Annotated in this window: 9 protein-coding genes; 6 read left to right on the plus strand and 3 right to left on the minus strand. The window is 67.6% G+C overall.

Translation table 11 applies throughout. The annotated features are described in order from the left end of the window. The first annotated feature begins 367 nt into the window (after positions 1–367). Positions 368–4141, plus strand: a complete 3774-nt coding sequence (gene metH / locus CLM73_RS02555; protein WP_105237188.1) for a methionine synthase — start codon at positions 368–370, stop codon at positions 4139–4141. A gap of 5 nt (positions 4142–4146) precedes the next feature. On the opposite strand, the gene iaaH is transcribed toward metH, so the two are convergent. Further along, on the minus strand, positions 4147–5595 hold the full coding sequence (gene iaaH / locus CLM73_RS02560) for an indoleacetamide hydrolase (protein WP_105237189.1): 1449 nt from the start codon (positions 5593–5595) through the stop codon (positions 4147–4149). A gap of 150 nt (positions 5596–5745) precedes the next feature. On the opposite strand from iaaH, the gene CLM73_RS02565 reads away from it, so the two are divergent. The 4 genes from CLM73_RS02565 to CLM73_RS02580 are packed head-to-tail and all read left to right on the plus strand — an operon-like array spanning position 5746 to position 10306. Continuing rightward, complete coding sequence (locus tag CLM73_RS02565; protein WP_105237190.1) at positions 5746–6468, plus strand: FadR/GntR family transcriptional regulator; 723 nt, start codon at positions 5746–5748, stop codon at positions 6466–6468. Beyond that, positions 6468–7505, plus strand: a complete 1038-nt coding sequence (locus CLM73_RS02570; protein ID WP_105241354.1) for an L-idonate 5-dehydrogenase — start codon at positions 6468–6470, stop codon at positions 7503–7505. The genes CLM73_RS02565 and CLM73_RS02570 overlap by 1 nt, the downstream gene beginning before the upstream one ends. A 51-nt stretch (positions 7506–7556) precedes the next feature. Then, positions 7557–8768 (plus strand): D-mannonate dehydratase ManD, encoded by a 1212-nt coding sequence (manD, locus tag CLM73_RS02575; protein ID WP_105237191.1) that lies wholly within the window; start codon positions 7557–7559, stop codon positions 8766–8768. Further along, complete coding sequence (locus tag CLM73_RS02580) at positions 8756–10306, plus strand: mannitol dehydrogenase family protein (protein ID WP_105237192.1); 1551 nt, start codon at positions 8756–8758, stop codon at positions 10304–10306. The genes manD and CLM73_RS02580 overlap by 13 nt, the downstream gene beginning before the upstream one ends. A gap of 1 nt (position 10307) precedes the next feature. Here CLM73_RS02580 and CLM73_RS02585 read toward each other — a convergent pair whose 3' ends face one another. Continuing rightward, positions 10308–11078: a class I SAM-dependent methyltransferase gene (locus tag CLM73_RS02585; RefSeq protein ID WP_105237193.1), complete on the minus strand. Its 771-nt coding sequence runs from the start codon at positions 11076–11078 to the stop codon at positions 10308–10310. Positions 11079–11261: 183 nt separating this feature from the next. On the opposite strand from CLM73_RS02585, the gene CLM73_RS02590 reads away from it, so the two are divergent. Continuing rightward, positions 11262–12086 carry a helix-turn-helix transcriptional regulator gene (locus CLM73_RS02590; protein WP_105237194.1) on the plus strand — a complete coding sequence of 275 codons (825 nt, stop codon included), beginning with the start codon at positions 11262–11264 and terminating at the stop codon, positions 12084–12086. Positions 12087–12110: 24 nt separating this feature from the next. Here CLM73_RS02590 and mutY read toward each other — a convergent pair whose 3' ends face one another. Further along, positions 12111–13193: an A/G-specific adenine glycosylase gene (gene mutY, locus CLM73_RS02595; RefSeq protein WP_199778240.1), complete on the minus strand. Its 1083-nt coding sequence runs from the start codon at positions 13191–13193 to the stop codon at positions 12111–12113. Positions 13194–13323 lie beyond the last annotated feature (130 nt).

Here is a 13323-nt window from a genome sequence, read left to right on the forward strand (position 1 = left end):
GGGCGGCGGGAAACAGGCATCCTGACGAGCGAACAGGCCGGTATCGGGCTGCCATGGGCGCCAGGCGCGCATGGGGACCGTTGCGGGGGCAGCACAGGCTGGACTGGCAGACAGCCGCGGCGGCCTTTTGGGCGGCGCGGCGCCGCGTGGGGCGTCTTCCTGTTTCCCGTTTATCTTTCGCTCGCGGCGGGCAAGTGTTGCGTCCTTGCCCAACCTGATGCGCCGAAAGCACCGGTTCGGGGCCGAAACTGTATCACCGTGAGGCGCGCGAAGGCCCATTTTGTTACGATCAGGGCTTGTTTTTTCGGCGTTTTTCGCGTTTTAGCCACATCCGCGCTGCCGTGGCCAACCTAATCCGGACCTGATCGTGTCGTATCCCCGCCTGCCGTACCCTCCCGAAGCCTATACCCGCGGCGGCGACTTTGCCCGCCTGCTGGGCAAGCGCATCCTGATCCTGGACGGCGCCATGGGCACCATGATCCAGCGCTACAAGCTGGGCGAAGCGGACTTTCGCGGCGAGCGCTTTGCCGAGCACGGCAAGGACGTGAAGGGCAACAACGAGCTGCTGTCGCTGGTGCGGCCCGACGTCATCTCGGAGATCCACCGCCAGTACCTGGACGCGGGCGCCGACGTCATCGAGACCAACACCTTCGGCGCCACCACGATCGCCCAGGGCGACTACGACCTGCCTGAACTGGCCTACGAGCTGAACCTGGTGTCGGCGCAACTGGCGCGCGAGGCCTGTGATGCCTACAGCACGCCAGACAAGCCGCGCTTCGTGGCGGGCGCGCTGGGCCCGCAGCCCAAGACGGCTTCCATTTCGCCGGACGTGAACGACCCGGGCGCGCGCAACGTCACGTTCGACGAGCTGCGCGTCGCTTACATCGAGCAGCTCAACGGCCTCTTGGATGGCGGCATCGACATCGTCCTGATCGAAACCATCTTCGACACGCTGAACGCCAAGGCGGCTATCTTCGCCACCGAAGAAGTGTTCGAGGAACGCGGCATCCGCCTGCCGGTGATGATCTCCGGCACGGTGACCGACGCGTCCGGCCGCATCCTGTCCGGCCAGACGGTCGAGGCCTTCTGGAACTCGGTGCGCCACGCGCGTCCCGTCACCGTCGGCCTGAACTGCGCGCTGGGCGCCGCGCTGATGCGCCCCTACGTGGCCGAGCTGTCCAAGATCTGCGACACCTACGTCTGCGTGTACCCCAACGCCGGCCTGCCCAACCCCATGGCCGAGACCGGCTTTGACGAGACGCCGGCCGACACCTCGGCCCTGCTCGAGGAATTTGCGCGTGCGGGTCTGGTGAACATGTCGGGCGGCTGCTGCGGCACCACGCCGGACCACATCCGCGCGATTGCCGAGAAAGTCACGGTGCTGACGCCGCGCGTCGTGCCCGAAATTGCCGTCAAGACCCGCCTGTCGGGCCTGGAGCCCCTGAACATCGACGAGGACACGCTGTTCGTCAACGTGGGCGAACGCACCAACGTGACGGGCAGCAAGATGTTTGCCCGCCTGATCCGCGAAGAGAAATACGACGAGGCGCTGGCGGTGGCCCGTCAGCAGGTCGAGAACGGCGCGCAGATCATCGACATCAACATGGACGAGGCCATGCTGGATTCGGTGGCGTGCATGCACCGCTTCCTGAACCTGATCGCGTCCGAGCCCGACATCGCGCGCGTGCCGGTCATGATCGACAGCTCGAAGTGGGAAGTCATCGAGACCGGCCTGAAGTGCGTGCAGGGCAAGGCCGTCGTGAACTCGATCTCCATGAAGGAAGGGCTGGAGCCGTTCCGCCACCATGCCCGCCTGTGCCGCCGCTACGGCGCCGCGGTCGTGGTGATGGCGTTCGACGAGCTGGGCCAGGCCGACACGCTGGAGCGCCGCAAGGAAATCTGCGGCCGCGCCTACAAGATCCTGGTCGAGGAAGAGGGCTTCCCGCCGGAAGACATCATCTTCGACCCGAACGTCTTCGCGGTCGCCACCGGCATCGACGAGCACAACCACTACGCCGTGGACTTCATCGAAGGCACGCGCTGGATCCGCGAGAACCTGCCGCACGCGCGCATCTCGGGCGGCGTGTCCAACGTCAGCTTCTCGTTCCGCGGCAACGAGCCGATGCGCGAGGCCATCCACACCGTGTTCCTGTATTACGCGGTCAAGGAAGGCATGACGATGGGCATCGTCAACGCCGGCCAGCTGGGCGTGTATGCCGACCTGGACGCCACGCTGCGCGATCTGGTGGAAGACGTGGTGCTGGACCGCCCCGAGCCCGTCGGCAAGACGGATCCTGCCGACGAGCGCACGCCCACCGAACGCCTGGTGCAGTTTGCCGACACCGTAAAGGGCAGCGGCGCCAAGAAGGAAGAAGACCTGGCCTGGCGCCAGGCCGAAGTCGAGCAGCGCCTGTCGCACGCGCTGGTGCACGGCATCACGGCCTTCATCGTGGAAGACACCGAAGAGGTGCGCCAGAAGATCGAAGCGCGCGGCGGCCGGCCCATCGAAGTGATCGAAGGCCCGCTGATGGACGGCATGAACGTCGTCGGCGACCTGTTCGGCGAAGGCAAGATGTTCCTGCCGCAGGTGGTGAAATCCGCCCGCGTCATGAAGCAGGCCGTGGCGCACCTGATTCCGTTCATCGAGGAAGAAAAGCGCCAGATCGCGGCCGCGGGCGGCGACGTGCGCGCCAAGGGCAAGATCGTCATCGCCACCGTGAAGGGCGACGTGCACGACATCGGCAAGAACATCGTGTCGGTGGTCCTGCAGTGCAACAACTTCGAAGTCGTGAACATGGGCGTGATGGTGCCCTGCGCGCAGATTCTGGAAAAGGCCAAGGAAGAGAACGCCGACATCGTCGGCCTGTCCGGCCTGATCACGCCCAGCCTGGAAGAGATGGCGTACGTGGCGTCGGAAATGCAGCGCGACGAGTATTTCCGCAGCCGCAAGGTGCCGCTGATGATCGGCGGCGCCACCACCAGCCGCGTGCACACCGCCGTCAAGATCGCGCCCAATTACGAAGGCCCGGTCATCTACGTGCCGGACGCCAGCCGGTCGGTGGGCGTGGCCACCAACCTGATGTCGGACCAGTCGGAAGCCTATCTGACGGAGTTGGCCGAGGAATACGAAGACGTGCGCCGCCGCCACGCCAACCGCAAGGCGACGCCGATCCTGCCGCTGGCCGAGGCGCGCGCCTCGCGTCCGGCCATCGACTGGGACAACTACACGCCGCCGCGCCCCAAGTTCATTGGCCGCCGCACCTTCAAGAGCTACGACCTGGCCGAGATCGCGAAGTACGTGGATTGGGGCCCGTTCTTCCAGACGTGGAGTCTCTTCGGCCCGTACCCCGCCATCCTGCAAGACAAGGTGGTGGGCGAGCAGGCGCGCAAGGTCTTTGCCGACGGCCAGGCCATGATGAAGCGCATCGTCGAAGGCCGCTGGCTTACCGCCAACGGCGTCGTGGGCTTCTATCCGGCCAACACCGTCAATGACGAAGACATCGAGGTCTACAAGGACGAGACCCGCAGCGAGGTGCTGTTCACGTACCGCAACCTGCGCCAGCAGGGCGCCAAGCGCGAAGGCGTCAGCAACAAGTCGCTGTCCGACTTCATCGCGCCCAAGTCCAGCGGCAAGCTCGACTACGTCGGCATGTTCGCCGTCACGGCCGGTCTGGGCATCGAGAAGAAGGAAGCGGAATTCGAGAAGGCGCTGGACGACTACTCCAGCATCATGCTCAAGTCGCTGGCGGACCGCCTGGCCGAAGCCTTTGCCGAATGCCTGCACGCGCGCGTGCGCCAGGACTTGTGGGGCTACGCGCCCGACGAGGCCCTGTCCAACGAGGACATGATTGCCGAGAAGTACGTGGGTATCCGCCCGGCGCCAGGCTATCCGGCCTGCCCGGAACACGTCGTGAAGACCGACATGTTCCGCGTGCTGGACGGCGAGGACATCGGCATGATGCTGACGGACAGCTATGCCATGTACCCGGCGTCCAGCGTGTCGGGCTTTTACTTCAGCCACCCGCAGTCGCAATACTTCAACGTGGGTGTCATCGGCCAGGACCAGCTCGAAGATTACGCCCGCCGCAGCGGCCGCAGCCTCGAAGACCTCAAGCGCACGCTGGCGCCCAACCTGGGCTGACGCGCCTACCGCCGGGGCGCGGCGATGCGCCCCAGTATCTTCTCGATGGCCACGCCGATCGCGAGCACCTTGCGGTCCTCGCCCGGCAGGCCGTCGATCTCCAATCCCACCGGCAGACCTTGATTCGACAGCCCGGCCGGCACGCTCAGGCCGGGCAGGCCCGCGTTGCTGCCGGGATCCACGTTGCGCGCCAGACGGGCGAAGGTCTCGAAGCTGCTGGCCTCGGGCGTGGCGGCGGGCGGCGGGACCGGCACCGTCGGAAACAGCAAACCGTCCAGCGCGTGTTCCTGGAAGGCGCGGCGATAGACCTCGATGAGTTCGTGCCGGCCGCCTGCGATGGCGTGTTCATACAGCGGCTGCAATGGCAGGATCTGGCCGTCCGGCGTGGGCAGCACGGCCGGCACGATCAGGTTGTCGAAGATGCCTTTCACGTCCGGGCTGGAAATCTGCGCGACCACTTCGTCAAAGCTCACGCCCACGTGATAGCGCGCCAGATAGGCCGTCAGGTCGGGCTTCTGCTCAAACAGGCATAGCGGCATGCCGACGGCCGCGTTGGCGGCGGGCAGGTCGGGCATGTCCAAGTGCACCAGCGTTACACCGGCCGCGCGCAGCTTGCTCAAGGCGGCTTCGGAAACCGCCTGGACTTCGGGATCGAGGTCGGCCCAAAAGTACGTCGCCAGGCCCAGGCGAATGCCTTCGGGCGGCAGGGGCGCCAGCGGCTCGGTCTGGCCCGTGAGAATCGAATCCAGCAGCACGATGTCGGCCATGCCGTTGGCGATGGGGCCGGGTGTGTCGCGCGTGTGAGAAATGGGGGTGATGCCCGCGCCGTCGTACCGGCCCACGGTGGCGCGGAAGCCGGCGGCGCCGTTCACCGAGGCGGGCAGGCGCACCGAGGCGCCAGTGTCGGTGCCCAGCGCGGCGGGCGCCAGCCGCGCGCCGACCGCTGCGCCGCTGCCCGATGACGAGCCGCCAGCGATCAGGCGCGCGTCGTAGGCGTTGCGCGTGCCATCGCCATCCGGGCCGGGGAAGGCGGTGTTGAAGCCGGACACGCCGAACGCCAATTCATGCATGTTGGTCTTGCCCAGGATGACGGCGCCAGCTTCGCGCAGCCGCTGCACGACGGGCGCATCCTCGGCGGGGCGGAAGTCCTTGAGCGCCGGTGTGCCGGCCGTGTTTGGAAGCCCCGCGACGTGGATGTTGTCCTTGATGGCGATGGGCACGCCGCCCAGCGGGCCGTGGCCGGGCGCCGCATCGTAGGCGCGCGCCTGCGCCAGCGCGCCGTCGCGGTCGACGGTGATGAACGCGTTCAGGTCCTGGCGGGCGTCGATGCGGTCCAGGCAGGCCTGGGTCAGCGCAACGCTGGTGAGGCGGCCCTCGCGGATGCGTGCCGCCGCCTCGGTGACGGTCAGGTCCGCCAGGTTGGCGGGCAAGGGCTGGTCGGTCGTGCTGGGCATGTCGCTTTTCCTTGGCTATCGGTTGATCCGTATCTATACAGGGGCTTCGTGGGGACTGTCGAGGGGCCTGCTTCGCCGCGCGTAGTGGAAAACCACGATGGCGCAAATTGGTGGACCAAATACGATTTGGTCAGACCAATTTGAGGCGTCATGACGTTGCAATCGCTCTCCAAGCCCGACGTGTTTACCGGCCGCACTGCGTCAGACCGCGGCTATCTGCGGCTGGCCGCGCAGATCCACGCGCTGGTGGCGCAGGGGGAATTTGCCGCAGGCCAGCGCCTGCCGGCCGAGCGCGCGCTGGCCGAGCGCTTCGACGTCAGCCGTACGTCGGTGCGCGAGGCCATCATTGCGCTGGAGCTGCAGGGCGTGGTGGAAGTGCGCGGCGGATCGGGCATCTATGTCTGCGAACCGGACGCGAACCGTCCGTCTGCGATGCCGGAGGCGGGCGCCGGACCCTTCGAACTGCTGCGCGCGCGCTGCCTGATCGAATCCGAGATCGCCGCGCTGGCGGCCTCCACCCGCACCGACGCGGACCTGGACCGCATCTTCGAGGCGCTGACGGCCATGCGCGACCGGATGACGGACAAGGACGCCAACGCCGAGGCCGACCGCCGCTTTCATCTGTGCATCGCCCAATCCACCGGCAACAGCGTGCTGCTGGCGACGGTGACGTCGATGTGGGATCAGGCCCGGGGGCCGGTCTGGGAAAAGATGGAACAGCATTTCCATACGCAGGCCTTGCGCCAGGCGTCGCAGGCCGATCATCAGCGCATCTTCGGCGCGCTGGTGGCCCGCGATGCGCAGGAGGCGCGGCAGGCGATGCGCGATCACCTGGAACGGGTGATCGGCGAATTTGCACAGGGGTGGCGCTGATGCTGAACTGCATGATCCACGGGGCGCAGGACCTGCGCCTGGACACTTCGGCCCCGCAGCCCTTGGGGCCGTCGCAGGTGCGCGTCGGCGTCAAGGCCGTGGGCATCTGCGGATCGGACCTGCATTACTACCGGCATGGCCGGGTGGGCGATTTCGTCATCCGCGAACCGTTGACGCCGGGCCACGAGGCGTCGGGGCAGGTGCTGGAGGTGGGCGCGGACGTGACGGCGGTCCAGCCCGGCGACCGTGTGGCACTGGATCCGGCGCGGACCTGCGGCGTGTGCCGCTATTGCCGGCAGGGCGATTCGAATCATTGCGAGTCGGTGCATTTCTTCGGCAGCGCCAGCCGCTTTCCGCACATGCAGGGCGCGATGCGTGAAGAGGTGGTGGTGGACGAGCGGCAATGCGTGCCGGTGCCGGATTCGCTGTCGTATGAACTGGCCGCCTTTGGCGAGCCGCTGGCCGTTGCCCTGCACGCGGTGCGCAGCGCGGGATCGCTGCTGGGCAAGACGGCCATGGTGGTGGGCGCGGGTCCGATCGGCGCATTGATCCTGATGGCGGCGCGCCTGGCGGGCGCCAGCCGGGTGATCGTGGTGGACATCGTGGACCAGACGCTGGCGGCGTGCGCGCGGGTGGGCGCGTCGCAAACCATCAATGTGGCCACCGATCCCGGCGCGCTGGACGCGCTGGCCGCGGGCAAGGGCTCGGTGGACGTGTGCTTCGAGGCGTCGGGCAGTTATGCCGGCCTGGCAAGCTGCCTGCGCGCGGCGCGTCCGCGGGGCGTCGTCGTGACGGTCGGAACGCTGTCCGGCAGCAGCGCGGATTGCCCGTTCAACCAGATCATGGTCAAGAGCCTGTCGTGCATCGGCAGCTTCCGCTTCGTGGACGAGTACGCGATGGCCGTCGATTGCCTGGCGCGCGGCCTGGTGGACGTGTCGCCGCTGCTGACGGCCGCGGTGCCCGTCGCGCGCGTGCATGACGCCTTTGCGCTGGCGGGCGATCGCAACCAGGCAATGAAAGTGATGGTGACGTTCTGATCCTGCGGCCGCCTCGTGCGGCCGTCCCTTTCCTGTAGCCGGAAGTCCAAGATGAAGATTACGAATGCACGCGTGATTGTCTGTTCTCCGGGCCGCAACTTCGTGACCCTGAAGATCGAAACCGACCAGGGCCTGACCGGCATTGGCGATGCGACGCTGAACGGGCGCGAACTGGCGGTGGCCGCCTACCTGACCGAGCACGTCATCCCCTGCCTGATCGGGCGCGACGCGCATCAGATCGAGGACATCTGGCAGTACCTGTACAAGGGCGCGTACTGGCGGCGCGGGCCGGTCACGATGACGGCCATTGCCGGCGTGGACACGGCGCTGTGGGATCTGAAGGCAAAGGCCGCCGGCCTGCCGCTGTACCAGTTGCTGGGCGGCAAGAGCCGCAGCGGCGTGATGGTCTACGGCCACGCCAACGGCTCGGACATCGAGCACACGGTCGATGAAGTGCTGCGCTACGCCGACATGGGCTATCGCGCCATCCGCGCGCAAAGCGGCGTGCCGGGATTGGAAAAGGTGTACGGCGTGGGCCGCGGCACGTTGTTCTACGAGCCCGCCGACGCGGACCTGCCCAGCGAGCACGACTGGTCCACCGAAAAGTATCTGCGCCACGCGCCGCAATTGTTCGAACGCATCCGCGAGAAGCTGGGGTTCGAACACCATCTGCTGCACGACGTGCATCACCGCCTGACGCCCATCGAGGCGGCGCGGCTGGGCAAGTCGCTGGAGCCGTACAGCCTCTTCTGGATGGAAGACGCCACGCCCGCCGAGAACCAGGAAGCCTTCCGGCTGATCCGCCAGCACACCACCACGCCGCTGGCGGTGGGCGAAATCTTCAACACGATCTGGGACTGCAAGGACCTGGTGCAGAACCAGCTCATCGACTACATCCGCACCACGGTCGTGCACGCCGGCGGCATCACGCATCTGCGCCGCATTGCCGACATGGCGTCGCTGTACCAGGTGCGCACCGGCTGCCACGGCGCCACGGACCTGTCGCCGGTCTGCATGGGCGCGGCGCTGCACTTTGATCTGTGGGTCCCGAACTTCGGCATTCAGGAGTACATGCGGCACACCGACGAGACCGATGCCGTGTTTCCCCATTCCTATACGTTCGAGCATGGCATGCTGTATCCGGGCGAGGCGCCCGGCCATGGTGTCGACATCGACGAGAAGCTGGCGGCGCGATATCCGTATCAGCGTGCCTATCTGCCCGTGAACCGGCTGCAGCACGACGGCACGCTATGGAACTGGTAGGCGATGGCGGCCGGCTGAACGCGGCCTTGCTGGACGGCCTGCCTGCGCAGGTGGCGCGGCCGGGATATGACCGGGACTCGCTTCGCAACGGCATCGTGCATCTGGGCCTGGGCGCGTTCGCGCGTGCGCATCTGGCGGCGGTGAACGACGCGGCGTTGCGCGCCGGGGCCGGGCCGGACTGGGGCATTTGCGGCGTCTCGCTGCGTCACGCCGACACGCGCGATGCGTTGGCGCCGCAGGACGGCTTGTATGCGTTGGCGCTGCGCGATGCCGATGGCAGCGGGGCGTCGCGGCAACGCGTGAGCGTCATCGGCTGCCTGCTTGAAACGCTGGTGGCGCCTGAGGATCCGCAAGCCGTGCTGGCGCGTATCGCCGCGCACGGCACGCGCATCGTCAGCATCACCGTCACCGAGAAGGGCTATTGCCATGATCCCGCCAGCGGCAGGCTGAATCTGGATCATCCCGACATCGTGCATGACCTCGCGAACCCGGAGTCGCCGTGTGGCGTCATCGGGTTTGTGGTGCACGGCCTGCAGCGCCGCCGCGCGATGGGCCTGCCGCCCATCACGGTCTTGTCGCTGGACAACCTGCCGGCCAACGGCCACCTGCTGCGGGCGCTGGTGCTTACGTTCGCGGCGCGCGTCGATCCCGCGTTGGCGGACTGGATCGCGTCGGCGTGCACGTTTCCCTGCTCGATGGTCGACCGCATCGTGCCCCGCACGACGGACGCCGATCGGCAGGAGATCGCTGCGGCACTGGGCGTGCGCGATGCCTGGCCGGTGGTGGCCGAGCCCTATCTGGAATGGGTTGTTGAAGACCGCTTCGCGGCGGGCCGGCCGGACTGGGCGGTGGGCGGCGCGCGTTTCGTGGCGGACGCCGCGCCGTTCGAGACGCTGAAACTGCGCATGGTCAACGGCGCGCATTCGGCGCTGGCGTATCTGTCGGTGCTGGCGGGGTGGGTCGCCGTGGACGAGGCGATGGCGCGGCCCGCCATGCGGCGATTCCTGGGCGAGCTGATGCGTCAGGAGATCGAACCGACGCTGCCGCCACTGCCGGGCCTGGATGTTGAGCAGTACCGGCAGGGGCTATTGCTGCGATTCGCCAATCCGGCGCTCAAGCACCAGACGCGGCAGATCGCGATGGATGGCTCGCAGAAGTTGCCGCAGCGGCTGCTGGGCACCGTGCGCGCCCGGCTGGCGGCGGGGGCGCCGATCCCAGGTCTTGCGTTGGCGGTGGCCGGGTGGCTTCTTTTCCTGCGTGGGCAGGATGAGGCCGGGTGCGTCTACGAGATTCAGGATCCGATGGCCGACGCGCTGGCGCATCGGTATGAACAGGCCGAACAGGCAGCGCGGCAGGCGGGCGAGGGGCCCGCCGCGATGATGGCGTGGGCAGGCGTCATGACGGGGTTTGAGCCGGTGTTCGGTGGCCTCGGCCAGGAGCCGCGGTTCGTGCGGGTGGTGGGCACGGCTGCGCAGTTGTTGCGCAGCCTGGGTGTGGCGGGCGCCTTGTCCGCAATGTATCGGACGTCGGCGGGCTGATTCAGCCCGGCTTTCTCACCACGATCGTCGCCGTGTCGCTGGTAAAAGACCCGTCCTCGCGCACCTCGAAATGCGCGCGCACGACGTCCGGCGCGATGCCGAACATATGGCGCAGCGCGGCGACCAACGTGTCGGGCGTGCGCATCCGCGTGACCCACGACTGGAATTCCAGCGGCAGGCGGCGCGGTGCCAGTTCCTGCAACGTGAAGCCCGCCTCGGTCAGCATGCGGGTCCACTCGGCCACCGAGTAGTCGCGCACATGAGAGGTGTCGCGCAGCACTTCGATAGTCTGCAACCAGGTGTCGAGCAGCGGTTCACCCGGCGACACCACGTCGGCGAACACGGCGATGCCGCCCGGCTTGAGCACGCGGAAGGCCTCGCGCAGGCCGCGTCCGGCGTCCTGCCAGTGGTGCGTGGAATAGCGCGACATCACGAGGTCGAATTCGCCGTCGCCGAACGGCAGGTATTCGGCCTTGCCCTGACAGGTGACCAGATTGGCGAGCCCGCGCTTGGCGGCTTCGGCCGCGACCACGTCCAGCATCTGCTGCGACAGGTCGTAGGCGGTCACGTGCGCAACCTTGGGCGCCACGTGAAAGCTCACGTGCCCGCCGCCACAGCCCAGGTCCAGCACGCGCGCGTCCGGGTGCTGGCCGGCGATCGCGGCCATCTGCAGCAGGTCTTCGCCCTGGGCGTGGACGGCGCTGGTCAGATAGGCGGCGGCGCGGGGGCTGAATTGGCGGTCGACGGCGGCGTCGTGCGAGCTGGCGGTCATGAAAGGTCCTTGTGTCGGGAAGGCTGTTGGATGCGGTCGGGAATGCTGCGCGGATTGTTGTCGGAAATGTTTTCGGAAATGCTGCGCGGATTGTTGCCGGGAATCCATTCGGGATTGCGAAAGGATGCAGGCGCTAAGATAGGCGGGCCCGTATACACGTACAAGCCCATTACTCATCCTGGTATGACCACTTCCCCCCAGCCTGTCACTCCCGGCCATGAAGGCTCTCATCTGAGGCGCCACGCGCTGGGCGAATTCGTGCGCAGCGCGCGGTCGCGCATCACGCCGCAGATGGCGGGCCTGCCCGAGGGATCGCGCCGCCGCACGCCCGGCCTGCGGCGGGAAGAGGTCGCGCAGCTCTGCGGCATCAGCGTCACCTGGTACACGTGGATCGAGCAGGGGCGCGAGGTGTCGGTGTCGCCATCGGTGTGGTCGCGCATCGCGGGCGTGCTGCAACTGGCGCGGGCGGAACGCGCTTACCTCTTTGACCTGGCCGATTGCGCCGACCCGCAGCACGCTCGCGACGACGCCGGCGGCGCGCCGGGTCCGCTGCAGGAATGCGTGAATGCGATCAATGCGCCGGCCTACGTGCTGGACCGCGCCTGGAACGTGCTGGCCTGCAACGCGCCGCTCGTCGACCTGTTCGACCATTGGCCGGAGCGCGACCCCGAGCCGAACCTGTTGCGCTACATCTTCCTGGATCCCGCGGCGCGCGAGCTGGTGGTCGACTGGGACCAACGCGCCCGCCGGGTGGTGGCCGAATTCCGCGCCGACGCGGGCGCGCACCTGGATGAACCGGCGGTGCTGGCATTGCTCGACAACCTGAGCCGGCAAAGCGTGGTCTTCTCGCACTGGTGGACACGGCACGCAGTGGTCGAACGCGAAGGCGGCCTGCGGGAATTCCAGCACCCGCAACGCGGCAAGCTGGCGTACCAGCAGATCACGTTCCGCCTGGCAACGCATCCGGATCTGAAGCTGGTGATGCTGCTGAGCGGGGCGGGTGTCTGACACCGGTCAGACCTACTTCCATCGCTACACCGCGTTTTCCTTGCCGAACAGGCTGTCCTGCATCCCGGCATCCACCAGTCCCTGAAGCAGCTTCTTGACCGGCGCGGGCAGCGCCATCGTCGCCAGCTTGTCCGCCGGCACCCAGCGCTCCGGCAGCGCCGGTTCGCGCAGCGCGACCGCGCGCACCGGCACCAGCCACGGGCGGATGTGCAGACGGTAATGCGTGAATGTGTGGGCGAAGGCAGCCAGCTCGAAGCGCTGCTCCGGCTCCAGCCCCAACGCGCGTGATGCGCTGTCGGGGTCGCCCGCCGCGTCGAACTCCGGCAGGCTCCACAGCCCGCCCCAGATGCCCGGCTCGGGACGCTGCTGCAGCAGGAAAGCGCCCTGGTGCCGCAGCACCAACATACAGGTCTCGCGTTCCGGGATAGCCTTGCGCACCTTGGGCGTGGGCAATTCCGCCTGACGCCCCTCGCGGCGGGCGACGCAGGTCTGCGCCACCGGGCATCTGTCGCACGCGGGCTTGCCGCGCGTGCAGAGCGTGGCGCCCAGATCCATCAGCCCCTGCGTGTAGGCCGCCATGTCCAGTCCGGGCGCGGCGTCGACCTGCGCATGCGCCAGCGCCCAGAGACGCTGCTCGACTTCGCGCTTGGCGGGATCGCCTGCGATGCCGAAGTGGCGTGTGAACACGCGCTTGACGTTGCCGTCCAGAATCGGCGAGCGTTCGCCGTTCGAAAACGCGGCAATGGCCGCGGCGGTGGACCGGCCGATGCCCGGCAGCGTGGCGATGGCCTCGGCGGTGGGCGGAAAGCGGCCGTTCCAGTCGCGCACGATTTCCTGCGCGCAGCGGTGCAGGTTGCGGGCGCGGGCGTAGTAGCCCAGACCGGCCCAGTACGGCATCACGTCTTCCTGCGAGGCGGCGGCCAGCGCCGCGACGTCCGGAAAGCGTTGCAGAAACCGCTCGTAATAGGGGATGACCGTGGCCACCTGCGTCTGCTGCAGCATGATTTCAGAAAGCCAGATCCGGTAGGGATCCCGGGTGTTCTGCCAGGGGAGATCGTGGCGGCCATGCTGGCGCTGCCAGGCGACGATGCGAGGGGCGAAGTCCATGCCGGCAATTATCGCATCGCCCTATTGCCCGCCCGGGGGCCAGGGGTTACAACCGAAAGGACTAACGCCAGCCGGCCCCGTTTTTTCGGGACGGCGGGCGCGGCAAGCGCGATTCGCCCCGCAGAGGCGC

Source organism: Achromobacter spanius (assembly GCF_002966795.1).
Classification (GTDB): Bacteria; Pseudomonadota; Gammaproteobacteria; order Burkholderiales; family Burkholderiaceae_B; genus Achromobacter; species Achromobacter spanius_D.